A 23,638-nucleotide genomic window follows, 5' to 3' on the forward strand; every position below is an offset into this window, starting at 1 on the left:
GCAGCATCTACGTCGATTCGGAGTCCTGGGGTTCGGTTCTCGGATTCCTTTCGCGCACCCTCGGGGCCCCCAATAATTCGATGAGGATTCAATTCTCCTCACTGGAAGTGGCTGCCGCCCATAATGACTACGAGGAAGCGGGAGGCGACCCGGAAGACTTTGTTCAATGGGGGACGGTGCTGGAGTGTGAAGCTGTACCCGGATCGTCGTTGGCTCAAGCCGTCGATGCTGTCGCAGTCGTCCTGCAGTCACTGTGGGATGGGGGCTATCGTGCAGTTGCCGCTTGCGACTATGAAGATCAACTGCCGGTGTTCGGCGGCTGAAGCTGCTCCAAGGTGCATCGAGGGAGCCGCACTTTCGTACAGGCCCATTGAGCTGTGAGGCGAGATTCTGGCCTGAGTCGAAGTGGACCCTTCGGTCGTTAATTGAGAGTCACCAGAGAGGCTTTCAAAATCGCCAGGCAGGGCCCTCGCCGAGTCGGCGGGGGCCCTGCCGTTCCATTTCCTGTTTGTGTCGCGGTTCGCCGGCCGAATATGCCGTGCTGCTGCGTCTACTGGACAGCTAGGACCTGTCCGGCCGATCATGTGACTACTCCGTGCCCGAGTCGTTCCTGAGGGCATGGGGCGGGGTGATTTGAGTGATGCCGAGTGGGAACGGCTGCGGCCGTTCCTGCCGGTCAGTAACGGGTGTTGCGGTCGGTGGAAGTGGATCAGTTGCGGGCACCAAGAAGCACGCGTACGCCGACAAACTGCTGACCCGCTATCAGGGTATCTACGGATCACGCGGTCTGGTTACGGAGCAGAGCTACCTGAATGGGGTTGTCGTGCCACATGGGACTAAGGGGAGTGCCCGCCCAGACGTCTATGATCCGGCAGCGGGGATCATCTACGACTATAAGTTCCTCATGGATCCCGGTCGGGGAATCGGCCAGCGGCAGGCCAATCTGAACGCCAACCACGTGCCGGGAGCGTGGCTCACAATCGAGGTGAATCCGTGACGAAGTCCCCTCCTGCTACTGAACTTGATTGAGTGATGTCGGGGCGGTTTGCCTGACAGCGGCCTGCTCGCTCCGGTAGCTCCTGGGGAGTGAGATACGCGCAGGGCGGTGGGCTGACCGACGCCGAGAGAGACGCGCGGGAGCGAATTCGGTTGCAGGCTGTCGTCCGCTTCGAGGGCGGGGAGACGAACCGCGAGATCGCCACCGTGCTGCGGGTGAGCGAGCGGTCGGTGGAGCGGTGGCGCCGGGCCTGGCGCGAGCGCGGCGAGGCCGGGGTCCTGTCGCAGGGTTCTCCGGGGCGGTCGCGGCTCAGCGGAACGCAGATCGCCAGGCTGGAGCGGGAGTTGGAGCGTGGCCCGCTGGTCCACGGCTGGGCGGACCAGCGATGGACGCTGGCGCGGATCAAGACGTTGATCGGTCGGCTGTTCCACGTCTCCTACACCGTCGAGGGCACGTGGCGTTTGTTGAAGCGGCATGGCTGGAGCTGGCAGCAGCCGGCCCGGCGCGCCATCGAGCGGGACGACGACGCGGTCGAGGTGTGGAGGAAGGAGACCTGGCCGCGGGTAAGAGGACTGCGGCGGAGCGCGGTGCCTGGATCGTTTTCGAGGACGAGGCCGGACAGTCGATGACTCCGCCGCGTGCCAGGACCTGGGGCCGGGTCGGACAGACCCCGGTCGTGCGGGTGCGGGGCCGGGGTTCCGGGCGGGTGTCGATGGCGGGCATGGTCTGCTTCAAGCCCGGCCGGCGATCCCGGCTCATCTATGCGATCCGAGAGTACCGGGGCCGCAAGGACGAGCCGAAGGGCTTCGGCTGGCGCGACTTCCGCGACCTGGTCGTCCGCGCCCGGATCCAGCTGGGGGGCCCGATCGTGCTGGTCTGGGACAACGTCCGGCTCCACCTGACGGTCGGTATGAAGGAGTTCATCGAGGCGAACGCCGAGTGGCTGACCGTGTTCCAGCTCCCGGCCTACGCTCCTGACCTCAACCCGACCGAGGGGATCTGGGCGCTGGTGAAGCGCGACCTGGGCAACCTGGCCGCCGCGGACCTCGGCGAGATCACCAGGGCCGTGAAACGTCGGCTCAAGAAGATCCAGTACCGCCCTGACCTCGTCGACGGCTGCATCGCTGCCACCGGCCTGAGCCTGGGCGGCTGACCGGGGTCGGGAACTCGTCCGGATCACACATCCCAGTCCGGATAGTCTCCGATCGCCACGTCGTCGCAGAAGGTCTCCCAGAACCCGTTGTGCACGAGAGCGGTCTCGTCGATGCCGGAGACGAGATCGCGGAGCTCTTCCGCCACCTCCTCGAACCTCTCCTCGTCGCCCTCCACATAGAACGGGAAGCGTGAGATCGCCGCCGCGACACATCGGTTGAAGGAGTCGAGGTCCCTGTTCACGTGACTGGCAGTGGCCGACTCGACCTCGAGGATCTGCACCACGTGACCACTGGCCACATCGATGGCGATGCGTCCGAACAGGCCACTCGTCGCGATGGCGACCAGTCCCCGTTCGCCGATCCCCCCGAAGTACACCGACTGGCTCAGCGGCCGGTACTCGTATCCGATCAACCCGCCCGGGATGCCGGTCTCCCTGAGGCCGGCAGCAATCTGGGCGGGCACCTCGGGTGGCGCCTCGATGGCGATCAAGACGAAGTCGGGCTTCGGCAACTGCGGCAGGGGCTGGCTCACAGGAGGATCCTCTCCCGACGGGCTGCCCGGCAACATCCATGGGCCCGCGAGACGGGCGACTCATGCCGAGCGTCCAGCCCCGACATCACGCATTCAAGTTCAGTAGTTCAACAGTCCGCGGCGCCGGGGCTTGTGCAGAGGCTCGGGCTCGTACAAGGCGAGGAGGAGGGCCTCGGCGCGGTCCGGCGACTTCATCCCCCGCGCCTTCATGGCCCGCTTGCTTTCGACCTGGGTGTAGCCGCTCGTCGTCGACAGCAGCTTCGGCGTCGACAGCTGCGCGGTGGCCTTCTTGTCGACGTGGAGCCGTAGCCGCCCCCGGCCCGAGGACGGATCGGGCTGGAGGAGGGATCTGATGGCCAGCCACATCTCGTCGCGCTTCCGCCACGGCCGCATGACAGCTCCGCGGTCGTCCTGGCTGGGGGACTCCGACACCATGACGCCGACGATCTGCGCCCCGTGTTGCCCGGTCTCCGCCCAGCGTTCGAGCATGCTGACGACACCGTGACCGATGCCGTTCTGGTCGATCTTGACTCGGACCGGGTGCGGTGAGCCGAGAGCGTCGGCGAGCCGCTGCGCCGCGCGTATCTCCTCCAAGGCTTTCTCGGCGACGGAGACTTGGTTGTCGTTCGCCGCGCCGGCGGAGGCGTGACGGAATTCGAGTGCGTCTCCTACCGCACGGTAGCCCGTGAACTCGTCGCCGCCGTCGGCGGCCACGTCCACCCCGAGGCGGACCCACGCTCCGTCGCGGACGGTGTGCGTCGCGGTCTCGCCCTCCAGGTCGAGGTCGCAGATCCGGCGCCAGCCGTCGCCGACGGGGTCCTCGAACGCCATGGCGGACTCGACCCAGCTCGGCGGGATGACGACGTCGCCACCGCCCTTCGGGAACCGCGCGTACACCTTCGCGATCACATAGGGGTGGTCTTCGCCGTACGAGCGGATCGTGCGGTCGACCCAGTCCTGGTCGGGCATGTGGTGGGCGAGAGAGTGCCGCTCCACTCCGGCCGGACAGTCCGTGCAGTACGGGGCACGTTCCCCGGTGATCGCGGGGGAGTCGAGGGAGGAGATCGGGGTCGTAACGGTGGTCGGCTCAGCCGCGTCGTCGCCCTCGACGCACAGCTCCTCGAACCACTGGACGGATCATTCATCGCCGGGTTGCCATGGCCAACATGGCGGCGTGCCCGCCGGTCAACAAGTTGTTGGTGCCGTGCCCGATCATCGGGGCGATGCCGCCCGCCTCGTCGACGATGAGCAGCAGGTGCGGCATATGAATGCCCTGCATCGCGGCCTGATCATTGGCCGGGCCGAGAAACCGTACGCGGCGACCACGTCGTTCCCGTACGGGTCGGGCATCTTGTACCGGACGGTGTCGCAATAGCCCGGCAGGCCAGCGCGCGGGACGACCTTCCGGATGTGCGGCCAGAGCTGCCGCTGCACCTGACGGAACCGCGTGGCGGTCGTGATGCACAGCGCGGTCCCGACCGGGTACACGTTGGTGAACCAGACGGCCGCGCGGGCGGCGAGATAGGTCTTGCCGACGCCGAAGGCCGCAGGGACCGCGACTCGCTTGTGGTCGACGATCGCGTCGAGCATGGACCGCTGCTTCGACGACAGGCTCTCGCCGAGAACGTCCTCGACGAACCCGCTGGGCGAGTCCCGTCACAGGCCGTACAGAGATCCGGTGGCCCGCTCGACCTCCGTCATCACCACCGCCCGCTCTCGGGCGGTCAGGTGGTGCTTGAAGGCGTTGCGGCGCTCGGTGGGCGGCAGGCGCAGGAGGATGTCGGCGACGTTCGCCGCGTCGCGGGAGACGACGCCGGGGCGGGCGGATCGCAGCGTGGACGCCGGAGGGGCCACGGGGGTGGCTCTCGGCTGTTCAAGCTGCGTACGGGGCATGATCGGAAGGTGCCGTTCGGCAAGTTCCTACGTCGCGGTCTGGCCGGGGCCCATGCCCAGAGACCCGGCCAGACCACGCGCTTCCGGCGGTGACTACGAACCGTCCGGTGGAGTTCGCCGCGACGGGGTTCCCGGAGTCCGCACGGATCCAGCACGACGCACCCGAACGGACCGGAACGGACACCAGCGGAAGTCAGCACCAGGTCAGCACCAGCGCGTTCGCGCTCGATTTGTCTCGCGCTGTCCGCGCCTCTGACCTGCATGTTTGTGCAGGAGGGCGTCGCGTGGTAAGCGGCGCCCTCCCATTTGGAGAACATCTGGTTGCGTACCAAGCGGTACAACGCGAGCGGTGCAGTGGTCTCCGGCACAGGAGGGGTCTGTTACCTCTACTTCCCCGAGCGGCCGACATCCGCGCAGCGCAAGGCCTTGGCTGCTGTCGGCGTCCGGCGGTGAGGGTCGTACGGGCCCCGGGGCGTGACCGACGTCTCTACCCCGGGGCCGTGCCCGGCTGGCACTGTGGTCGGCATGACCGCCACCACCCACTCCGCCGCCCGCTCCCGTGCCCGCACCGGCGGCCCCAAGGAAGACGGGCCGAAGATCCTCGAGCACGTCCTCGGCTGGACCCTCGTCGTGGTCCTCGCCATGTTCGTCACGCAGGCCGGCCTGATGTGATCCCGGCCCGGCGCCCCGGGTGACCGGGCGCCGCCGAACGGGCATACTCCCCGCGCCACGGGCGCCGGGCGACCCCTGCCGCGAACCGGCGGGGGCAGCATCGGCGCAGCAGTGATCACCGGTGGCGCCGTGTGACGCGCGTGATCCGCGCGCACCGAAGCGGCGCCCCAGAGGGAGGAGTACGCCGCCATGCCCGACCGTGCCCCGCAGGGAGTGGAACGCCGGCTGCCGACCGAGGAGGCCCGGGAGCTGCTCGCCCTGGTCCGGGAGATCGCCGAGCGGGAGATCGCGCCCCGCGCCGCCGAGGAGGAGGCCGCGGGCCACTTCCCGCGCGAGGTGTTCTCGCTGCTCTCCTCCTCCGGCCTGCTGGGCCTTCCGTACGACTCCGCGTACGGCGGAGGCGACCAGCCCTACGCCGTGTACCTCCAGGTCCTCGAAGAGCTGGCCGCCGCCCGCCTCACCGTCGGGCTCGGCGTCAGCGTGCACTCGCTCTCCTGCCACGCCCTGGCGAACTTCGGTACGGACGAACAGCGCGCCGCCCACCTCCCGGCGATGCTCGGCGGCGGCCTTCTCGGCGCGTACTGCCTCTCCGAACCGACCTCCGGATCCGACGCGGCCTCGCTGCGGACGAAGGCGGAACGGGACGGGGACGACTGGGTGCTCACCGGGACCAAGGCGTGGATCACCCATGGCGGGGTCGCCGACTTCTGCACCGTCATGGCCCGCACGGGTGGCGAGGGACCCAAGGGGATCACGGCCTTCCTGGTTCCGGGGGACGCGGAGGGGCTGAGCGCGGCGCCGCCCGAGCGGAAGATGGGGATGAAGGGCTCGCCCACGGCCCAGCTCCACCTCGACGGGGTGCGGGTCCCCGACGCGCGTCGGATCGGCGCGGAGGGGCAGGGGTTCACGATCGCGCTCTCCGCCCTGGACTCGGGGCGGCTGGGGATCGCGGCGTGCGCGGTGGGCGTCGCCCAGGCGGCGCTCGACGCGGCCGTCGCGTACGCCCTGGAGCGGCGGCAGTTCGGCCGGCCGATCGCCGACTTCCAGGGGCTCCGGTTCCTGCTCGCGGACATGGCCACCCGGATCGAGGCGGGCCGTGCGCTGTACCTGGAGGCGGCGCGCCTGCGCGACGAGGGGCGGCCCTTCGGGCGCGCGGCGGCGATGGCGAAGCTGTTCTGCTCGGACGCGGCGATGCAGGTCACGACGGACGCGGTGCAGGTGCTCGGCGGCTACGGCTACACGGCGGACTTCCCCGTGGAGCGGTACATGCGCGAGGCGAAGGTGCTGCAGATCGTCGAGGGGACCAATCAGATCCAGCGGATGGTCATCGCACGCCACCTGGTCGGACCGGAGTCCCGCTGACCAGGGTCCCGCTGACCCCGCTCACGCGCACGGTCCGGTCCGCCCACACGGGGGCGGCGGTCAGCCGGTTCCACTCCTGGTCGGCCCGGCCCGGCAGGGTCCGGCCGTGGCTCGCCCACTGGGTGAGCATCGCCCGGTAGATGGGCGGGTCCGCGAGGTGCGCCGACGCCGGTGCCGGTGCCGGCGGGCGGGGAACCGATTCTTCAAAGCGGGGCTCGGCGAGGCGCCGCCGCCCGCTGCCGATGGGAGCCGTGTACAGCGTCGTCATGCCGTACCCAACGCGCCCTGCCCTGCCGGGTCACCGCCGGGCGGATTCGAGGAGGCGTTCGACGGCTACCCGGCCGCCCGGGCTCCGGCGGGCGCGGGCGATCGGGTCCCGCACGGCTCTGGCCTCCGACCGGGTTTCTGACTTACCGTCAGATCCCGCTGTCGACCAGGAGGTCACACGTGTCAGACGACCGGCCCGTCCCGCTCGACGAGTACCCCGTGCACCAGGCACCGCTCTCGATGAAGCACCACGTCAGCGGCGACCGCAACGCCTACGACCGGTGCATCTTCCACGTCTTCGACCACGAGGGCCGCGCCCTGCTCATCGCCGGACTCGGCGTGTACCCCAACGCCGGGGTCGTGGACGCCTACGCGACCCTGCGCACCGGCGACCGGCTGCACGCCGTCCGCGCCTCCGACGCCCTCGGCGACGACCGGATGAACCTCGCCGTCGGCCCGCTCCGCATCACCGTGGACGAACCCCTGAAGACGCTGAGCCTGCACTGCGACCCCGACCCGGCCGACCCCGAGGCGCTCTCCTTCGACCTCACCTGGACCGGCGACTTCCCGCCCGTCTGGGAGCCGCACCACACCCAGCGCCGCGGCGACCGGCTCACCCTGGAGGGCCGCCGCTTCGTCCAGGCCGGCCACTGCACGGGAACCGTCCGGGCGGGCGGCGAGGAGTTCGCCGTCACGGCGGGGGAGTGGACCGGCACCCGCGACCGCAGCTGGGGCGTCCGGCCCATCCCCGGCGAGGAACCCGGCCGCGCCGACGAGTTCCGGCCCGAGGGCTTCCACTGGCTCTGGATACCCATGCGCTTCGACGACCGCTTCCTCATGGTCATCGCCCAGGAGGACGCCGACGGCTACCGCACCCTCAACGAGGCCCTGCTGGTACGGAACGGGCAGCGCGACGCCCAACTCGGCTGGCCCCGCACCGACATCACGTACCGCCCGGGCACCCGCACCCCCGAGCGGGCCGTCGTCCACCTCGCCGACCCGGCAGGCAAGCCCCTGGAGGTCGAGGTCGAGATCCTCGCCTCCTCCCCGCTCGCCGTCGGCGCGGGCTACCCGCCCGCCACGGACTGGCAGCACGGCACCTGGCAGGGCCGCGAGTGGACCGACCGCAGGGTCTACGACCTCTCCGACCCGGCCGCCCACCCCATGGCCGCCTTCGGCGTCACCGACCACGCGGCCCGCTTCACCCTCGAAGGCCGCACCGGCTACGGGATCTTCGAGCACGGCTCCTTCGGCCGCCACGACCCGAGCGGCTTCGCCGACTACACCTCCACCGCCGACTGACCTCCGGCGAACGAGCCGCCCACGACAAGGAGCGCCCATGGCCACCGCCCCACGCCCGCGCACCAGCACCCGCGACCCCGAGGAGCTGGGCCGCCGGCTCAGCGACTGGCTCGAACCCCGGCTCCCGGGGGCCAGGGTCACCGGGCTCGCCGTACCCGGGTCCAACGGCATGTCCAGCGAGACCCTGCTCTTCGACATCGAGCACCCCGACGCCCCCGTGCGCGGCTGCGCCCTGCGGCTCGCCGCCGACCCCGCCGCGTACACGATCTTCCCGGTCTACGACATGGAGCGGCAGCACCGGGTCATGCGGCTGGTCGGGGAGCACACCGACATACCCGTCCCGCGCGTCCTCTGGCTGGAGAGCGACCCGGAGCCGCTCGGAGCCCCCTTCTTCGTGATGGCCCGCGCCGAGGGGCGCGTACCGCCGGACGTCATGCCCTACACGTACGAGGGGAACTGGCTGCACGCCGCCACCGACGCCGAACGCGCCGTTCTGGAGGCCGAGTCCGTCTCCGTACTGGCCCGGCTGCACGACCAGTTCCCCGCCAAGGAGGCGGAGTTCCTGCTGCCCGAGGGGGCCGGGAGCCCGCTGCGGCGCCATGTCGATGCCCAACGCGCCTACTACGCCTGGGTCGTGAAGGACCTCGCGCCGTCCCCGCTGATCGAGTCGGCCTTCGACTGGCTGGAGGCGCACTGGCCCGCCGACGAGGGGCCCGCCGTCCTCAACTGGGGCGACGCGCGCATCGGGAACATCGTCTACGACGGGTTCCGTCCCGCCGCCGTCCTCGACTGGGAGATGGCGGGGTTCGCCCCGCGCGAGGTCGACCTCGGCTGGACCGTCTACCTCCACCGCTTCTTCCAGGACCTGACGGTGAGCTTCGGCCAGCCCGGACTGCCGGGCTTCCTGCGCCGGGACGCGATCGAGCGGCGGTACGCGGCCCTCACCGGGCACGCGCCGCGCGACATGGAGTTCCACACCCTCTACGCGGCGCTGCGGCACGCGATCGTGATGCTCAGAGTCGCGTACCGCCAGGCGCACTTCGGAGAGGTCCAGGTGCCGGGGAACGGCGGAGAGGCCGACGGGCTGATCCTGCACCACGCCACGCTCGCGGCGATGGTGCGGGGAAGCTACTGGTAGGTGTCGTTACGCCGCGCGCCGCATCTGCGGCACCTTGATCGGACGCGAGCCCGGACCGCCGACGTGCGAGAAGGGCTGCGTCCGCCAGTCGAGCCCCTGGGGGAGCGTCAGCAGCAGCGCGGTGTCCTGCTCCTGGACCTCGAGCGTCTCGTCGGCGGGGCGCGCCTCCGAGGCGGCCAGGCCGGTGCCGGAGCAGACCGTCAGCACGAACGGGTTCCAGGGCGACGGGCACAGCGCGTGCTCCGGCAGCGTGTCCTCGTCCGCGAGCAGCGCGATCGGCTGGACGCAGTCCGGGCAGATCACCCGGTACATCTCGAATGTGTCGTACGCGTCGAGCTCGTCGGTCGTCTCGACCGAATCAACAGGCTCCTGCATGGAGAATCTCCCCCTCGGGTGGGTCGACCGAAGTACGTATGGCCTCGACCACAGCTAGCAATTCCCATACGGTCCGCCGCATAACCGTGAGGTCTCGATCGAGCCTTCGACAAACCTGTGGTGTTCGTCACATGCCCCTCGCAGGTGCCCCGAGGATGCGCATAGCCGTCCAAAGCGACGGCCGGTGCCGGAACGTTCCGTACCCCCGCTGTGCCGAAGGCACCCCGGGGCAATAGGTTGACCGCATGGAGGAGCTGGATCGTCAGATCGTCGAATTGCTCGTCAGAGACGGACGCATGAGCTACACCGACCTGGGCAAGGCCACCGGCCTGTCCACCTCGGCCGTACATCAGCGCGTCCGCCGACTGGAGCAGCGCGGTGTCATCCGCGGCTACGCCGCCGTCGTCGACCCGGAGGCCGTCGGTCTCCCGCTGACCGCCTTCATCTCCGTCAAACCCTTCGACCCCAGCGCCCCGGACGACACCCCCGACCGGCTCGCCGACATCCCGGAGATCGAGGCCTGCCACAGCGTCGCCGGCGAGGAGAACTACATCCTCAAGGTGCGCGTCGCGACCCCGCTGGAGCTGGAGCACCTGCTCACCCGGATCCGCACCCAGGCGGGCGTCTCCAGCCGTACGACGGTCGTCCTGTCGACCCCGTACGAAGCCAGGCCGCCGCGCGTCTAGCGTCCCCGGGTGCTGCCGTGGCCCCGGCGTGCGGCGGGGCGCCGCCGCGCCTCTAGCCTGGTCACCATGAGCGAGACCCTTGTCGACAGCGAGCACCGCACCGTCCTCCTGCGCGGTGGAGAAGTCCACAGCCCCGCCGACCCCTTCGCCACCGCCATGGTGGTGGAACGGGGACACGTCGCCTGGGTGGGCTCGGAGGGGGCCGCCGACGCCTTCGCCTCCGGCGTGGACGAGGTCGTCGACCTCGAAGGCGCGCTCGTCACCCCGGCGTTCGTCGACGCCCATGTGCACACCACCGCGACCGGTCTCGCGCTCACCGGCCTCGACCTGTCCGGCGCCGCCTCGCTCGCCGATGCCGCCGAGCTGATCCGCTCGTACGCCCGCTCCCGCCCGGCCGACCGGATCCTCATCGGCCACGGCTGGGACGCTGCGCGCTGGCCCGAGCGGCGCGCCCCGCGCCGCGAGGAGCTGGACGAACTCACCGGCGGCCGCCCGCTCTACCTCACCCGGATCGACGTCCACTCGGCCGTCGTCACCACCGCCCTGCTCGACCTCGTTCCGGGCGTCCGCGACCGCACAGGCTTCCGCGACGGCGAGCCGCTGACCGGCGACGCCCACCACGCCGTCCGCGCCGCCGCCTACGCGGCCCTCTCGCCCGCCCAGCGCACCGAGGCCCAGCGCGCGGCCCGGCAGCACGCCGCCTCGCTCGGCATCGGCACCCTGCACGAGTGCGGCGGCCCCGAGATCTCCTCCGAGGACGACTTCACCGGGCTCCTCGACCTCGCCCGCACCGAGCGCGGCCCGCGCGTGGTCGGCTACTGGGCCGACCTCGACGTCGAACGGGCCCGCGCGCTCGGCGCCGTCGGCGCGGCCGGCGACCTCTTCGCCGACGGCTCCCTCGGCTCCCACACGGCCTGCCTGCACGCCGCGTACGCCGACCACGCGGGCCACACCGGGGTCGCCCACCTCGACGCCGCCACCGTCGCGGCCCATGTCGCCGCCGCCACCGAGGCGGGCCTCCAGGCCGGCTTCCACGCCATCGGCGACGCCGCCGTCGGCGCCGTGGTCGACGGCGTCCGGGCCGCCGCCGAGAAGCTCGGCCTCGCCCGGATCCGGGCCGCCCGCCACCGCGTCGAACACGCCGAGATGCTCACCCCCGAGACGATCGCGGCCTTCGCCGAACTCGGTCTGACCGCCTCCGTCCAGCCCGCTTTCGACGCCGCCTGGGGCGGCGAGGACGGCATGTACGCCGAGCGTCTCGGCGCCGAGCGGGCCCGCACCCTCAACCCGTACGCCGCCCTGCTCCGCGCCGGTGTGCCCCTGGCCTTCGGCTCGGACAGCCCGGTCACCCCGCTCGACCCCTGGGGCACCGTCCGGGCCGCCGCCTTCCACCGCACCCCCGAGCACCGGATCTCCGTCCGCGCCGCCTTCACCGCCCACACGCGGGGCGGCTGGCGGGCCGTCGGGCGCGACGACGCCGGCACCCTCGTCCCCGGCGCCCCGGCCGACTACGCGATCTGGCGCACCGACGAACTCGTGGTGCAGGCGCCGGACGACCGGGTGGCCCGCTGGTCGACCGACCCGCGCTCCGGGACGCCCGGTCTGCCCGATCTGACCCCCGGCGGCGAGCTGCCGGTCTGCCTGCGCACGGTGGTGTGCGGACAAACTGTCTTCGTACGGCCGAACGAGTGACGTCGGGACATTTCGTACCGCCGATCGATGATCAACCGGCCGGTAGACGACCTGCGGATCTTCCCCACTGACCTGGCAGTATCGGTCATCTCCGCAGGTCAAACGAGTGTTGACAGTGTGCGGCGGGGGGCGGGTAGGTTCTCCCGCGTCCACCAAGGGACGTCCGACCGGTTTCAAACCTCAGGTTCAGCACCCGTGCCTCGGGGGCGAGGGAAGGTTTTTTCCGGCGGAGGGTGCGACCCGGGTGGGGCCCGGACGTCCAGTAGACAACGGCTCTCGGTCGACCCGCAGCCAGCGGGTTCCAGGTCGGCCCGAAGGGCGCCGGGCCCCGATCCGCACGCCCCGCGTGCCGCCGTCCCCGCTGCCCCGGAGGGGCGCCCCGACGCGCGACCAGCCCCGCCGCGACCGAGCCGCGAGACGGGCTCGCTATGGTGGGGGTTCGCGTATGTATCCGAAGGGGCAGTAGTGAACGACGGTGGCCAGAGGCGTTACGGCCCGCTCGGCAGAGCCTTGGTGATCATTCCGACCTACAACGAGGCGGAGAACATCAAGCCGATCGTCTCGCGCGTACGGGAGTCCGTACCGGAGGCGCACATCCTCGTCGCCGACGACAACAGCCCCGACGGCACGGGCAAGTTCGCCGACGAGATCGCCGCCGAGGACGACCACGTCCACGTGCTGCACCGCAAGGGCAAGGAAGGGCTCGGCGCCGCCTACCTGGCCGGCTTCCGCTGGGGCATCGAGAACGGCTACGGCGTCCTCGTCGAGATGGACGCCGACGGCTCGCACCAGCCCGAGGAGCTGCCCCGGCTGCTGACCGCCCTCAAGGGCGCCGACCTCGTGCTCGGCTCCCGCTGGGTCCCCGGCGGCCGCATCGTGAACTGGCCCAAGTCCCGCGAGTTCATCTCCCGCGGCGGCAGCCTCTACTCGCGTGTCATGCTCGACGTGCCGATCCGCGACGTCACCGGCGGCTACCGGGCCTTCCGCAAGGAGACCCTGGAGGGCCTGGGCCTGGAGGACGTGGCTTCGGCCGGTTACTGCTTCCAGGTCGACCTGGCCCGCCGCGCCGTCGCCGCCGGCTTCCATGTCGTGGAGGTCCCGATCACCTTCGTGGAGCGCGAGATCGGCGACTCCAAGATGAGCCGCAACATCGTCGTCGAGGCGCTGTGGCGGGTCACCGGCTGGGGTCTGACGGCCCGTGCGAACAAGGTCGGCAAGATCCTCGGGCGCAGGTCCGGGAGCTGAAGCCGTCGGTTTCGGCCGACGGTTCACGCTGATCCGTTCTTTACGACGTTCCGGCGGGGCGCCAGGCACACTGGGGGACATGACGACCGGCGCACCGCCTCCCCTCGCCCCCAAGCGCTCACGCGCGCGTACGTTTCTTCCGTTGGCCCTGGCCGCCTGGGCGGTCCTGGAGATCTGGCTGCTCATCGTGGTGGCGGGCGCGGCCGGCGGCCTGACGGTCTTCGGACTGCTCGTCGGCGGCGCCGTCCTCGGCGCCGTGGTGATCAAGCGCGCCGGGCGCCGCGCCTTCAAGAACCTCACCGAGACCTTCCAGCAGGCCCAGGCGGCGGCGCAGACCGGCACCCCGCCGGCGGCCGGCGAGCGGGCGGGCGCCCGCGACCGCAACGGCTTCCTGATGCTCGGCGGTCTGCTGCTCATGATCCCCGGCCTGATCTCCGACGTGGCCGGTCTGCTGCTGCTGGTACCGCCCGTCCGCTCGGTCCTCGGCCGGTACGCGGACAAGGTCGCCGAGCGCCGGATGGCCGCGGCACCGCCCGGCAGCCTCCAGGACGCCTTCCAGCAGGCCCGCATCCACCGCCCGGACGGCAAGGTCGTCCAGGGTGAGGTCATCCGCGAGGACGCCCCTCAGGGCGCGCGTGAGCCCCAGGACCCCCGCCCGCCGCTGACGCCGTAGCGCGGGAGACGTAGAAAAGACGTCCTAGAGAACGAGAAACGCCGCGGGGCCCGGTACACGAGATGTGTACCGGGCCCCGCGGCGTCGCTCGGGCCGTGCCGTCCGTCAGGCGGACTTGCGGCTGTCGCGCGGATGCACGGCGATGTTCATGGCGCCGGACCGAAGGACCGCCAGCCTCTCGGCCAGCACCTCCTCCAGCTCCTCACGGGTGCGCCGCTCCATCAGCATGTCCCAGTGCGTACGCGCCGGCTTGCCCTTCTTCTCCTCGGGGCCGTCCCCGTCCACCAGGAGTGCCTGGCTGCCGCAGACCTTGCACTCCCACTCCGGCGGAATTTCCGCTTCCACCGAGAAGGGCATCTCAAAACGATGGCCCTTCTCGCATGCGTACTCCACGGCCTGGCGCGGGGCCAGATCGATGCCGCGGTCGGTCTCGTAGCTGGTCACCACGAGGCGCGTGCCGCGAAGAGCTCGCTCACTCATGAATCGTGCCTCCCGGGCTTGTCGCCCACAGGACAGGTGTCGCTGTCGTCGTCATCCGGTCAACGTCCGGTCGGCGGTAAAGATTCCCGTTCCGGGTCATGCGTCGCCCGTCGTGCCGCCCCTTGTTCTACCCACCAGTGCCCGGTTTGTCACATCTGACAGCAGATGTCACCCAGCGTCTTCACCAAAGCAGCACGCAGTAACGGTCCGCCTGGCAGGCCAAAGGCGTACACTACCGGCCTTTCACTGCCGCGTCTAAATCCGCTCCGGAACCGGGTTGCCCGCGGCGGCCACGGCACGCCGTACCGGGACCCGCGCGAGCAGCAGAAAACCGGCCGCGAAGAAGATCACCAGGGAAATGATGGCATCCCGATAGCTGCCGGTCAGCTGATACGCGAGACCGAACACCAGTGGGCCCAGCCAGCTCAGGCCCCGGTCGCTCATCTCGTAGGCCGAGAAGTACTCCGCCTCCTTGCCGCGCGGCACCAGATGTGAGAACAGCGAACGCGACAGCGCCTGGCTCCCGCCGAGCACCAGACCGATCGCCGCCGCCAGACAGAAGAACGCCACCGGCGCGCCGGCGGGCAGGAAGTACCCGGCGGCCAGGATCAGCGTCCAGATCGCCAGCGACCCCAGGATCGTGCGCTTGGCACCGTACGAACGCGCGAGCCGCCCCATGCCGAGCGCGCCCGCGACCGCGAGCACCTGCACCAGGAGCACCGCCGTGATCAGCGTCGTCTGGTCGAGCCCCAGCTCCTTGGAGCCGTAGATCGACGCCTGCGAGATCACCGTCTGCACCCCGTCGTTGTAGACGAGATACGCGAGCAGGAAGGAGAGCGTCAGCGGGTACCGGCGCATGTCCCGCAGCGTCGCCACCAGTTGCCGCCAGCCACCGCCGACCGCGCCCTCGCCCTGCGGCTCGACCCGCCGGTCGCGCAGTCGCCGCAGTGGTACGAGGGTGAAGGCGCCCCACCACAGGCCCGCCGAGGCCAGGCAGATCCGGACCGCCTCGCCCTCGGAGAGCCCGAAGGAGTCGTGCCCCGAGTACAGGACCAGGTTGAGGACCAGGACCAGGGCGCCGGAGGTGTAGCCGAACGCCCAGCCGCGCGAGGAGACCGCGTCCCGCTCGTTCGGCTCGGCGATCTGCGGCAGATAGGCGTTGTAGAGCACCATCGAGACCGCGAGTGAGGCGTTCGCCACGATGAGCAGGAACGCGCCCAGCAGATACCGGTCCCCGCTCAGGAGGAACATGCCCGCGGTCGCCGCCGCGCCCGTGTACGCGGAGACCGCGAGGAGCGGCTTCTTGCGTCCCGTACGGTCCGCCATCGCGCCCACCAGCGGCATCACGAGCACCGCCACCACGATCGAGGCCGAGACCGCGTACGCGAAGAGGGACCCGGCGCGCACCGGGACGCCCAGGGGGTGGACGAACCCCTCCGCGTCCGCCGCCGCCTCGGCGACCGAGGTCAGATAGGGGCCGAGGAAGACCGTGATCACGCTCGTCGAGTAGACCGAGCAGGCGAAGTCGTAGAAGTACCAGCCGCGCTGCTCGCGCTTGCGGGCGCTCGGATCGGCCGGATCGGCGGCCGGCCGGTCCGGTTCGGTGGTGTCGGCAGTCAAGACCGCGGCCCCCTCGTTCGTCCCCGTGGCGGGACGCGCGCTCAGACCCACACGCCCCGCTCGGTCAGGACTGTGCGCAGCGTCTCCAGATGATCGGTCATGATGCCATCCACCCCGAGATCCAGGAGAGCGTTCATCCGCTCCGGATCGTTGACCGTCCAGACGTGCACCTGGAGCCCCCGGGCGTGGGCCTCGCGGACGAAACGGCGGTCCACGACCGGGATGCCGCTCTGGCTCTCCGGGACCTGCGCCGCGACCGCGCCCGCCCGGATCGCGGCCGGGATCCCGAACGAGCGCAGCCGCAGCCCGAGGACACCCTTCACGCCGTACGAGGTCGCGAGCCGCGGCCCCGCGAGGCGCTGCGCGCGGGCCACCCGGCTCTCGGTGAACGAGCCGACGCAGACCCGGTCCCAGGCCCCGGTCCTGCGGACCAGGTCGACCAGCGGGATCAGGGACGACTCCGCCTTGAGGTCCACGTTCCAGCGGGCCTCGGGGAACTCCTCCAGCAGCTCCTCGAAGAGCGCCAGCGGCTCCTTGCCCGCCACGCGCGCCTCACGGACGGCGTCCCAGGGGAGGTCGCGGATCCGGCCGGTGGTGTCGGTCACCCGGTCGAGCGTGGAGTCGTGGAAGGCGACCAGGGCGCCGTCCGCGGTGGTGTGCACATCGGTCTCGAAGTACCGGTATCCGGCCTCGGCCGCCCGCCGGAAGGCGGCGGCGGTGTTCTCCAGGCCGTCCGCCGTGCCGCCGCGGTGGGCGAACGGGATGGGGGACGGGTGGTCGAGATAGGGGTGGCGTACGCGAGTCACGGCCGCAGTATCGCCTGTTCCGGTGTCCCGGAGGCGACGACGGCGCTGCTCGTGTCCTGCTCGGGGATGGCGAACCGGCGCAGGAAGAACTGCGCCAGGGGGCCGATGGTCAGCGCGTACAGGACCGTGCCGACGCCGACCGAGCCGCCGAGCAGGAAGCCGGTGGCGACGACGGCCACCTCGATCGCCGTCCGTACGAGCCGGATCGAGCGGCCCGTGAGCCGGTGAAGGCCGGTCATCAGGCCGTCGCGCGGGCCGGGGCCGAAGCGGGCGGCGATGTAGAGGCCGGTCGCCACGCCGTTGAGGACGATGCCGAGCGCGAGCAGGGGGATCCGTACGGCGAGGGCCTGGACCTCCGGGACCAGGGCGAGCGTCCCGTCCATGGCCACGCCGATGACGAAGACGTTCGAGACGGTGCCCAGGCCGGGCTTCTGCCGGATCGGGATCCACAGCAGCAGGACGGCCGCCCCGACGATGATCGAGACGACTCCGATGGTCAGACCCGTCTTCTCGGCGAGACCCTGGTGGAGAACGCCCCACGGCTCCAGGCCCAGCCCGCCGCGGACGAGGAGCGCCGAACTGATCCCGTACAGCGCGAGGCCGATGTACAGCTGCGCGAGCCGACGGGGCAGATGGCGAGCGGTGAGCCGGCCGCGCAGGCCGGAGGCGATGGACAAGGTGGTGCCCCCTGTGTGGTGGTAGTGGACTGACTCATGACACTCTGTGGCGGGGGATCGGATGCCAACCATGGCCAATTCGAGGAAGGTGGACTGGATTCTATGGCTCAGTGGACCTCGGCCGTCGGGCCGGCTCAGCTCGCCCGGCAGCTCCAGGCGCAGCAGCCCCGCCCCGCCGGGCCCGGCACACGCAAGCCGCCCGCCTACCGCGCACTGGCCGACGGGATCCGCCTCCTCGTCCTGGAGGGCCGGGTGCCGGTCGCGGCCCGGCTGCCCGCCGAGCGGGAACTCGCCGTCGCGCTGACGGTGAGCCGGACGACCGTGGCCGCCGCGTACGAGGCGCTGCGCGCCGAAGGGTTCCTGGAGTCGCGGCGCGGGGCCGGCAGCTGGACCGCCGTACCGGCCGGGAACCCGCTGCCCGCGCGCGGCCTCGAACCGCTGCCGCCGGAGTCCCTCGGCTCGATGATCGACCTCGGCTGCGCGGCCCTTCCGGCGCCCGAGCCGTGGCTGACCCGGAGCGTCCAGGGCGCCCTGGAGGAACTCCCGCCGTACGCGCACACCCACGGGGACTACCCGGCCGGGCTGCCCGCGCTGCGGCAGATGCTCGCCGACCGGTACACCGAGCGCGGCATCCCGACGATGCCCGAGCAGATCATGGTCACCACCGGCGCCATGGGCGCGATGGACGCCATCTGCCATCTCTTCGCGGGGCGCGGCGAGCGGATCGCCGTCGAGTCGCCCTCGTACGCCAACATCCTCCAGCTCATGCGCGCCGCGGGCGCCCGTCTGGTCTCCGTGGCCATGGCCGAGGGCCTGGCCGGCTGGGATCTGAACCGCTGGCGCCAGGTCCTGCGGGACGCGGCGCCCCGCCTCGCGTACGTCGTCGCCGACTTCCACAACCCGACCGGCGCCCTCGCCGACGAGGACCAGCGGCGGCAGCTGGTGGACGCGGCCCGCTCGGCCGGCACGGTGCTCGTCGTCGACGAGACCATGTCCGAGCTGCACCTGGACGACGGCCTGACGATGCCTCCGCCGGTCTGCGCCTTCGACCCGTCGGGCGCCACGGTCCTCACGGTCGGCTCGGCGAGCAAGGCGTTCTGGGCCGGCATGCGGATCGGCTGGGTCCGGGCCTCGCCCGACGTGATCCGCTCCCTGGTGGCCGCGCGGGCCTACGCCGACCTCGGGACCCCGGTCCTGGAGCAGCTCGGCGTCAACTGGCTGATGCGGACCGGCGGCTGGGAGCAGGCGGTCGCCATCCGCCGCGCCCAGGCGCGCGAGAACCGCGACGCGCTGGTCGCTGCGGTCCGGGCACAGCTGCCGGAGTGGGAGTTCGACGTCCCCGCCGGTGGCCTGACGCTCTGGGTCCGCACGGGCGGGCTCTCCGGCTCGCGGATCGCGGAGGTCGGCGAGCGGGTGGGGGTCCGGGTGCCCTCGGGGCCGCGCTTCGGCGTGGACGGCGCGTTCGAGGGGTACGTGCGCCTGCCGTTCACCGTCGGCGGCCCGGTCGCGGAGGAGGCCGCGGCCCGGCTCGCGGCGGCGGCGCGCCTGGTGGAGTCGGGCGCGGGCACGGGCAACGAGCAGCCGCGGGCGTTCGTGGCATAGCTGTTGGTGGCATGGCGAAGGGCGCCCCCGGGGCGGGGGCGCCCTTCGTCGTTCGCATGGTCAGCCCTCGGCGGGGACCGGGGTGTGGCCGAGGTCCAGGGTGGGGCCGTGGGCCGGAGCCGGGTCGGGGGCCGAACCGGGGGCTGGGGGCACCGCCGTCGCCGGCGCGTCCTGCCGCTCCGGCAGCAGCGCGAGGACCGCCTGCCGGTGCGCCTCGCCCGTTCCCTCGTCGTACGGATCCGGCGTCGCCGGCACCTGGAGGCGCAGCACGGGACCCGTACCGAGGCGGGCGTAGCCGCGGCCCGGCGGGACGGCCGGGGTGGGTGTCGTGTGGGGCGCGGCGCCGAGGACCGACTCGATCTGGCCGGGCGACGCGGGGCCGAGGACGACGCGGGCGCGGGTGTGCGTCCGTACGGTCTCGCTCAGCGCGTCCATGCTGTCGAACTGCTCCGCCACCACGACCGTGACCTGCGCGGCCCGGCCGTGGCGCAGCGGCACCTGGAGGAGGTCCTGCGGGTCGGGGCGCCCGTCGGCCGCCGCCAGGTGACCGAGGATGCTCGGCCGGTCGAGGAGGATCCAGAGCGGGCGCCGGGTGTCGTCGGGCGCGGGACGGCCCGCCTGCCGGGCCCGGTTCGCGGCGATCAGCCGCCGCTCCGTCTCGTGCGCCGCCCACTCCAGGCTCGCCAGCGCGCCCGCGAGACCGCACTCGACGGCCAGGACGCCCGCACGGCCGGTCAGGCAGGCGTATTCGCCGGTGCCGCTGCCCTCGACGATCAGCACGTCGCCGTACGGCAGGGTCTGCAGGGCGATGGAGCGCAGCAGCGAGGTCGTGCCGCCGCCGGGCTGGCCGACGGCGAGCAGGTGCGGCTCGGTCGAACGCGGACCCGTCCGCCAGAGCACCGGGGGAGCGTCCTCCTCGCCTTCGGCGGTGAGGACCGGCACGGTCCGCTGGACGGCGTCCGCGTCGGTGAAGCCGAGGACCGTCTCGCCCGGCACCGTGACGAAGCGCTGGGCGGCGATCGTGGTGGGCAGCGCGGGCAGCACGCTCATGACGAGCTGGTTGCCCTCCTCGTCCCAGTCGAAGCGGTACTCGCGGCCGCGCCCGGACTTGGCGTGCAGCAGGTGCTCGATACGGGCCCGGGAGTCCGCCTCGCCGTCCGTGAAGTACGCGGGGTACCGGATGCGAAGGCGTGTGAGGCGCCCGTCGTCGTCGAAGGTGAAGTCCCCGAAGGCGCCGCTCCAGTCGCCGCCGTGGGCGAAGAGGGGAGCCGGGTCCTCGGGGACGGAGAGATACGGCACCAGTGCCTCGTAGAGGCCCTTGAGCCGCTCGACCTCGGCGTCGTCCGGCCCGGTCTTGACGACCGGGCGCTCACGGCCCGTCCACGCGGCCGCGCCCATCACCGAGACAAGGGCGAGCAGCGGACCGTACGGGACGAGCGCGACGACGAGGACGCAGGCCGCGACCAGGAGCAGCGTGGGACCGCGCCGCTCCTTCGGGGTCGCGGCCCACCTGGCACGCGCGGTCGCGGCCAGCTTCCGCAGACCACGCGAGATGGTGATCAGCGGATGGAGCACGTCGGTGGCGCTGTCGGCGGCCGTGCGAGCGATCTCTCGACTGCGAGCGATCCGGTCGCTGCCGCTGGTCAGAATGCGGGGGAGTGGTCGCCGGGCCACGTCGTACTCCTGGAGTTGTGGAAGGGGCTGTCGGGCGTCAGAACTTGATCCCGCCCAAGAGGCTGGCGAGGCTCTGGCCGCCTGCGGTGATGCTCGGGGCGATGGCGGTGCCCGCGAGGTAGAAACCGAAGAGGGCGCTGACGAGGGCGTGGGACGCCTTCATGCCGTCCTTCTTGAAGAACAGGAAGCAGATGATGCCGAGCAGGACCACGCCTGAGATGGACAGGATCATTTCGGGTTCTCCTGGTTGAGGGGACAGTCACCATGAGTCCTTCCAGGTTCACAGCAAGTATCTATGCGATTAAAGGTGCATATGGGTGAAAGTCGGGTGATTTCACTTGACTGGCCGAGGTGGGAGGCTTGCCCGGGTTGCGAGGAGGACTGTGGGTGGGGTCGAGGGCGGGGCCGGGACGGGTCGCAATCAGCTGGGGTTGAGTCAGGTTCAGCTGGGGTTGCACCAGGGTTGAGCTGCGGTGATCTTTGCCGTGGACGCCTCGCGTCATGTCGCCGGACGGGCAGTACCCTGTCGATTCACTCGTACGGCTGCGCTTGCCGTGCGCAGGCCAAGATTCACGGTTCAGGGTTCCGAGGAACGAAAGGCGGGTACGTCGGATGAGCGAGACTCCGGACCCCGAGGTCATCGAGCTGGCGAGCAAGGTCTTCGAGCTGGCTCGCACCGGGGACGCCGACGCGCTGGCCGCCTACGTCGACGCGGGCGTCCCGGCGAACCTCACCAACGACCGCGGCGACTCGCTCGTGATGCTCGCCGCCTACCACGGCCACGCCGACGCGGTCGCCGCGCTGCTGGCCCGCGGCGCCGAGCCCGACCGCGCCAACGACCGCGGCCAGACCCCGCTCGCGGGCGCCGTCTTCAAGGGCGAGGACGCCGTCGTGCGCGCGCTGCTCGCCGGCGGCGCAAATCCGGAAGCGGGGACTCCGTCTGCCGTGGATACTGCTCGGATGTTTGGGAAGGCAGAACTCCTGGAGCTGTTCGGGACCCGCTGAGGTTCTGGTCGATATCCGGGTGAACGCACGCTGAACCCCAGGTGAGAGCGGTGTCGTAAATGTGGTCGCGGTGGCGAAATGGCTGGGTCATCATGACGTCGAGCCCGCAACGGGCCACCGACGAGAGGCAGAGGAAGATGGTCACCACCAAGCGAAGGACGACGGGCGGCTCGACATGTTGCTGCGCGGCCTAGGCGATCACCAGTGCCCCGTACTTCCGGTCGTGTCGACAGCTTGATGTGAGGCGTCTTCCATGTTCGATCCAGTCATAGCGCCGAGCGGCACCCTGCTCGGCCTGCTGCAGAGGGGCCGCGGCGACGGCACCCTGCACGCGCTCGCCGCCCCCCGTGCCGAGGCCCTCGCGGCCCTGAACCACTGCGTTCTCAACGACCCCCGCCACGACTGGCAGGTCGAGAACCGGTCCCTCTACTACGCGCGGCTCTACCTCGACCTCGCCGGCGAGCTCGACGAGGTCGAGGCCCACCTCTTCGGCGCCGAGGACCACCTCGACACCGAGGAGAACCGGACCGGGCTCGCGCTCGCCGTCCTCGGCCACCTCGCCTCCTACGGACGCCAGGACGCCCTGCTGCTGCTCCGGCGGTACGCCGCGACCGGCACGAACTGGGCGTGGGCCCTCGACGAGCTCGCCCTGCGCGACGACGACACCGGCCTGCGCGCCCTCGCGCTCCCCGTCCTCGCCCGCTTCCCGGTCGGCCGCGAAGGCGACGCCGCGCTGGCGAGCGCCGTACGGGACGCCTTCGAGCCCCGCCCGTGGCGGCTGTGGGCCGAGGACCGGCGCGACGCGGTGGGCGCACGGGTCAGGGCCGCCCAGGAACAGGGCTCCTTCGACCGCTGGCAGCGCCAGATGCGACCGAGCGGGCCGAGGCCCGGATGGAGCGTCCAGGCCGTCTTCGACTGGGCCCAGGAGGGCCTGGAGCGCGGCGCCGAACTGCACGGGCCCGCCGCCCGCTGCCTCACCGCCGTCGCGGGACCCGAGGACCGGCCCCGGATCGTCGAGGCCGCCCGCAGCGGACCCGACGGGGCGCGCTGCGCCGCCCTGCACTACCTGGCCGAGTCACGGGACCCCGCCGTCCTCGACCTGATCGAGGCCGCGGCCAGTAGTGCCTCCCGTACCGTCGCCGACGTCGCCGTCGCCGCGTTCGAGCGGATGTGCGGCGAGCCGGCCGTCGACCGCGCCCGCGGCTGGGTCCACCGGCCCGACGCGCTCGGCGCCGCCGCCGGCGCCGTCCTCGCCTGCCGGGGCGGGGCCCAGGACTCCCTGCTCGTTCTCGGCGCGCTCCGCGAGACCGTCAGGGCCGAGGGCCCCGACGCCACCGCCCTCTACGCCCTGGTCGACGGCGCCGGCCGGCTCGGCATCGGCTGCGCCGCGCCCGTGCTGCGCCACGTCTACCGCGAGACCGCCTCCTCCCAGCTCCGCGGCCGCGCCGCCCGCGCCCTCGCCGCCACCGACCCGACCTTCCCGACGGGCTTCGCCGTCGAGTGCCTCTGGGACTGCGAGGAGACCACCCGCGAGGTCGCGGCCCAGCACGCCGAGGCCGGCGACGTCCGCGTTGCGGACCGGCTGCGCCGCCTGGCCGCCGACCCGGCCGAGGAGGCCGAAGTACAGACGGCGGTCCGCAACCGGATAGGCCCCGACCTCCAGGTCTGACGCCCTCCTGGTGAGGGGCTCGGCACCCGCCGGTGGACGGTGGGTGCCGAGGTGCGTGTGCGTACGGGGGAGAACCGAGGGCCTGACCCGGTCGGCGACGAGGCCGTCGATCCCGCT

General features: G+C 71.6%; 26 protein-coding genes and 1 pseudogene. 15 read left to right on the forward strand and 12 right to left on the reverse strand.

What is annotated here, in order from left to right; genetic code table 11:
* Positions 1-80: 80 nt before the first annotated feature.
* From AB0F56_RS06965 to AB0F56_RS06975, 3 genes are all read left to right on the forward strand, one after another.
* Positions 81-323, forward strand: coding sequence for a hypothetical protein (locus AB0F56_RS06965; protein WP_362004948.1), 243 nt, complete (start codon positions 81-83; stop codon positions 321-323).
* A 763-nt stretch (positions 324-1,086) separates the two neighbouring features.
* Positions 1,087-1,626 (forward strand): winged helix-turn-helix domain-containing protein, encoded by a 540-nt coding sequence (locus AB0F56_RS06970; protein WP_362004951.1) that lies wholly within the window; start codon positions 1,087-1,089, stop codon positions 1,624-1,626.
* Positions 1,623-2,150, forward strand: coding sequence for a transposase (locus tag AB0F56_RS06975; RefSeq protein WP_362004953.1), 528 nt, complete (start codon positions 1,623-1,625; stop codon positions 2,148-2,150). Before AB0F56_RS06970 ends, AB0F56_RS06975 begins: the two co-directional genes overlap by 4 nt.
* A 23-nt stretch (positions 2,151-2,173) precedes the next feature.
* Here AB0F56_RS06975 and AB0F56_RS06980 read toward each other — a convergent pair whose 3' ends face one another.
* The 4 genes from AB0F56_RS06980 to AB0F56_RS06995 all read right to left on the reverse strand — a co-directional run bounded on the left by AB0F56_RS06980 (position 2,174) and on the right by AB0F56_RS06995 (position 4,576).
* Positions 2,174-2,683, reverse strand: a complete 510-nt coding sequence (locus AB0F56_RS06980) for an SUKH-4 family immunity protein (RefSeq protein WP_362004956.1) — start codon at positions 2,681-2,683, stop codon at positions 2,174-2,176.
* A gap of 99 nt (positions 2,684-2,782) precedes the next feature.
* Positions 2,783-3,679, reverse strand: coding sequence for a hypothetical protein (locus AB0F56_RS06985; RefSeq protein WP_362004959.1), 897 nt, complete (start codon positions 3,677-3,679; stop codon positions 2,783-2,785).
* Between the two features lie 216 nt (positions 3,680-3,895).
* A complete protein-coding gene (locus AB0F56_RS06990; RefSeq protein ID WP_362004961.1) occupies positions 3,896-4,273 on the reverse strand; it encodes a hypothetical protein in 378 nt (125 codons plus the stop codon).
* A 66-nt stretch (positions 4,274-4,339) separates the two neighbouring features.
* Complete coding sequence (locus AB0F56_RS06995) at positions 4,340-4,576, reverse strand: hypothetical protein (RefSeq protein WP_362004963.1); 237 nt, start codon at positions 4,574-4,576, stop codon at positions 4,340-4,342.
* A gap of 309 nt (positions 4,577-4,885) precedes the next feature.
* Here AB0F56_RS06995 and AB0F56_RS07000 point away from each other — a divergent pair.
* The 3 genes and pseudogenes from AB0F56_RS07000 to AB0F56_RS07010 all read left to right on the forward strand — a co-directional run.
* Positions 4,886-5,029 (forward strand): annotated as a pseudogene (locus AB0F56_RS07000) (peptidase C39 family protein); the annotation flags it as partial.
* Between the two features lie 72 nt (positions 5,030-5,101).
* Positions 5,102-5,248 carry an SCO1431 family membrane protein gene (locus AB0F56_RS07005; RefSeq protein WP_362004964.1) on the forward strand — a complete coding sequence of 49 codons (147 nt, stop codon included), beginning with the start codon at positions 5,102-5,104 and terminating at the stop codon, positions 5,246-5,248.
* A gap of 189 nt (positions 5,249-5,437) precedes the next feature.
* Complete coding sequence (locus AB0F56_RS07010) at positions 5,438-6,610, forward strand: acyl-CoA dehydrogenase family protein (protein ID WP_362004967.1); 1,173 nt, start codon at positions 5,438-5,440, stop codon at positions 6,608-6,610.
* On the opposite strand, the gene AB0F56_RS07015 is transcribed toward AB0F56_RS07010, so the two are convergent.
* Positions 6,573-6,878 carry a hypothetical protein gene (locus AB0F56_RS07015; protein WP_362004969.1) on the reverse strand — a complete coding sequence of 102 codons (306 nt, stop codon included), beginning with the start codon at positions 6,876-6,878 and terminating at the stop codon, positions 6,573-6,575. The two genes, AB0F56_RS07010 and AB0F56_RS07015, sit on opposite strands and share 38 nt — an antisense overlap.
* Before the next feature lie 179 nt (positions 6,879-7,057).
* Between AB0F56_RS07015 and AB0F56_RS07020 the strand changes: the two genes are divergently transcribed.
* Both AB0F56_RS07020 and AB0F56_RS07025 read left to right on the forward strand, forming a co-directional pair.
* Positions 7,058-8,179 carry a hypothetical protein gene (locus tag AB0F56_RS07020; protein WP_362004971.1) on the forward strand — a complete coding sequence of 374 codons (1,122 nt, stop codon included), beginning with the start codon at positions 7,058-7,060 and terminating at the stop codon, positions 8,177-8,179.
* A 37-nt stretch (positions 8,180-8,216) separates the two neighbouring features.
* The gene (locus AB0F56_RS07025; RefSeq protein ID WP_362004973.1) at positions 8,217-9,317 is read left to right on the forward strand and encodes a phosphotransferase family protein; all 1,101 of its coding nucleotides are present in this window, start codon (positions 8,217-8,219) and stop codon (positions 9,315-9,317) included.
* A gap of 6 nt (positions 9,318-9,323) precedes the next feature.
* Here the strand turns inward: AB0F56_RS07025 and AB0F56_RS07030 are convergent, their stop codons facing one another.
* A complete protein-coding gene (locus tag AB0F56_RS07030; RefSeq protein ID WP_362004976.1) occupies positions 9,324-9,692 on the reverse strand; it encodes a hypothetical protein in 369 nt (122 codons plus the stop codon).
* A 245-nt stretch (positions 9,693-9,937) separates the two neighbouring features.
* Here AB0F56_RS07030 and AB0F56_RS07035 point away from each other — a divergent pair, with 245 nt between their 5' ends.
* The 4 genes from AB0F56_RS07035 (at position 9,938) to fxsA (ending at position 13,988) form a co-directional block, all read left to right on the forward strand.
* Entirely contained in the window at positions 9,938-10,378 is a 441-nt protein-coding gene (locus tag AB0F56_RS07035; protein WP_362004979.1) for an Lrp/AsnC family transcriptional regulator, read from the forward strand.
* A gap of 66 nt (positions 10,379-10,444) precedes the next feature.
* On the forward strand, positions 10,445-12,070 hold the full coding sequence (locus tag AB0F56_RS07040) for an amidohydrolase (RefSeq protein WP_362004982.1): 1,626 nt from the start codon (positions 10,445-10,447) through the stop codon (positions 12,068-12,070).
* A 465-nt stretch (positions 12,071-12,535) separates the two neighbouring features.
* Complete coding sequence (locus AB0F56_RS07045) at positions 12,536-13,315, forward strand: polyprenol monophosphomannose synthase (RefSeq protein ID WP_362004985.1); 780 nt, start codon at positions 12,536-12,538, stop codon at positions 13,313-13,315.
* A gap of 79 nt (positions 13,316-13,394) precedes the next feature.
* Positions 13,395-13,988 carry an FxsA family membrane protein gene (gene fxsA / locus AB0F56_RS07050; protein ID WP_362004987.1) on the forward strand — a complete coding sequence of 198 codons (594 nt, stop codon included), beginning with the start codon at positions 13,395-13,397 and terminating at the stop codon, positions 13,986-13,988.
* Positions 13,989-14,093: 105 nt separating this feature from the next.
* Here the strand turns inward: fxsA and AB0F56_RS07055 are convergent, their stop codons facing one another.
* The 4 genes from AB0F56_RS07055 to AB0F56_RS07070 form a co-directional block, all read right to left on the reverse strand.
* Positions 14,094-14,468 (reverse strand): RNA polymerase-binding protein RbpA, encoded by a 375-nt coding sequence (locus AB0F56_RS07055; RefSeq protein ID WP_026278069.1) that lies wholly within the window; start codon positions 14,466-14,468, stop codon positions 14,094-14,096.
* 255 nt (positions 14,469-14,723) lie between these two features.
* Entirely contained in the window at positions 14,724-16,088 is a 1,365-nt protein-coding gene (locus tag AB0F56_RS07060) for an MFS transporter (RefSeq protein WP_362004989.1), read from the reverse strand.
* A gap of 41 nt (positions 16,089-16,129) precedes the next feature.
* Positions 16,130-16,894, reverse strand: a complete 765-nt coding sequence (locus AB0F56_RS07065; protein WP_362004991.1) for a glycerophosphodiester phosphodiesterase family protein — start codon at positions 16,892-16,894, stop codon at positions 16,130-16,132.
* On the reverse strand, positions 16,891-17,571 hold the full coding sequence (locus tag AB0F56_RS07070; protein WP_362004993.1) for a hypothetical protein: 681 nt from the start codon (positions 17,569-17,571) through the stop codon (positions 16,891-16,893). Before AB0F56_RS07070 ends, AB0F56_RS07065 begins: the two co-directional genes overlap by 4 nt.
* A 102-nt stretch (positions 17,572-17,673) precedes the next feature.
* Here AB0F56_RS07070 and AB0F56_RS07075 point away from each other — a divergent pair, with 102 nt between their 5' ends.
* Positions 17,674-19,173 carry a PLP-dependent aminotransferase family protein gene (locus AB0F56_RS07075; protein WP_362004995.1) on the forward strand — a complete coding sequence of 500 codons (1,500 nt, stop codon included), beginning with the start codon at positions 17,674-17,676 and terminating at the stop codon, positions 19,171-19,173.
* Between the two features lie 60 nt (positions 19,174-19,233).
* On the opposite strand, the gene AB0F56_RS07080 is transcribed toward AB0F56_RS07075, so the two are convergent.
* Both AB0F56_RS07080 and AB0F56_RS07085 read right to left on the reverse strand, forming a co-directional pair.
* On the reverse strand, positions 19,234-20,847 hold the full coding sequence (locus tag AB0F56_RS07080) for a hypothetical protein (protein ID WP_362004997.1): 1,614 nt from the start codon (positions 20,845-20,847) through the stop codon (positions 19,234-19,236).
* Positions 20,848-20,884: 37 nt separating this feature from the next.
* The gene (locus AB0F56_RS07085) at positions 20,885-21,079 is read right to left on the reverse strand and encodes a hypothetical protein (RefSeq protein WP_046907412.1); all 195 of its coding nucleotides are present in this window, start codon (positions 21,077-21,079) and stop codon (positions 20,885-20,887) included.
* Between the two features lie 380 nt (positions 21,080-21,459).
* Here AB0F56_RS07085 and AB0F56_RS07090 point away from each other — a divergent pair, with 380 nt between their 5' ends.
* Entirely contained in the window at positions 21,460-21,852 is a 393-nt protein-coding gene (locus AB0F56_RS07090; RefSeq protein WP_362005000.1) for an ankyrin repeat domain-containing protein, read from the forward strand.
* Positions 21,853-22,105: 253 nt separating this feature from the next.
* Entirely contained in the window at positions 22,106-23,521 is a 1,416-nt protein-coding gene (locus tag AB0F56_RS07095) for a HEAT repeat domain-containing protein (RefSeq protein WP_362005001.1), read from the forward strand.
* Positions 23,522-23,638 lie beyond the last annotated feature (117 nt).

This window comes from Streptomyces sp. NPDC026092 (genome assembly GCF_040638605.1).
Classification (GTDB): domain Bacteria; phylum Actinomycetota; class Actinomycetes; order Streptomycetales; family Streptomycetaceae; genus Streptomyces.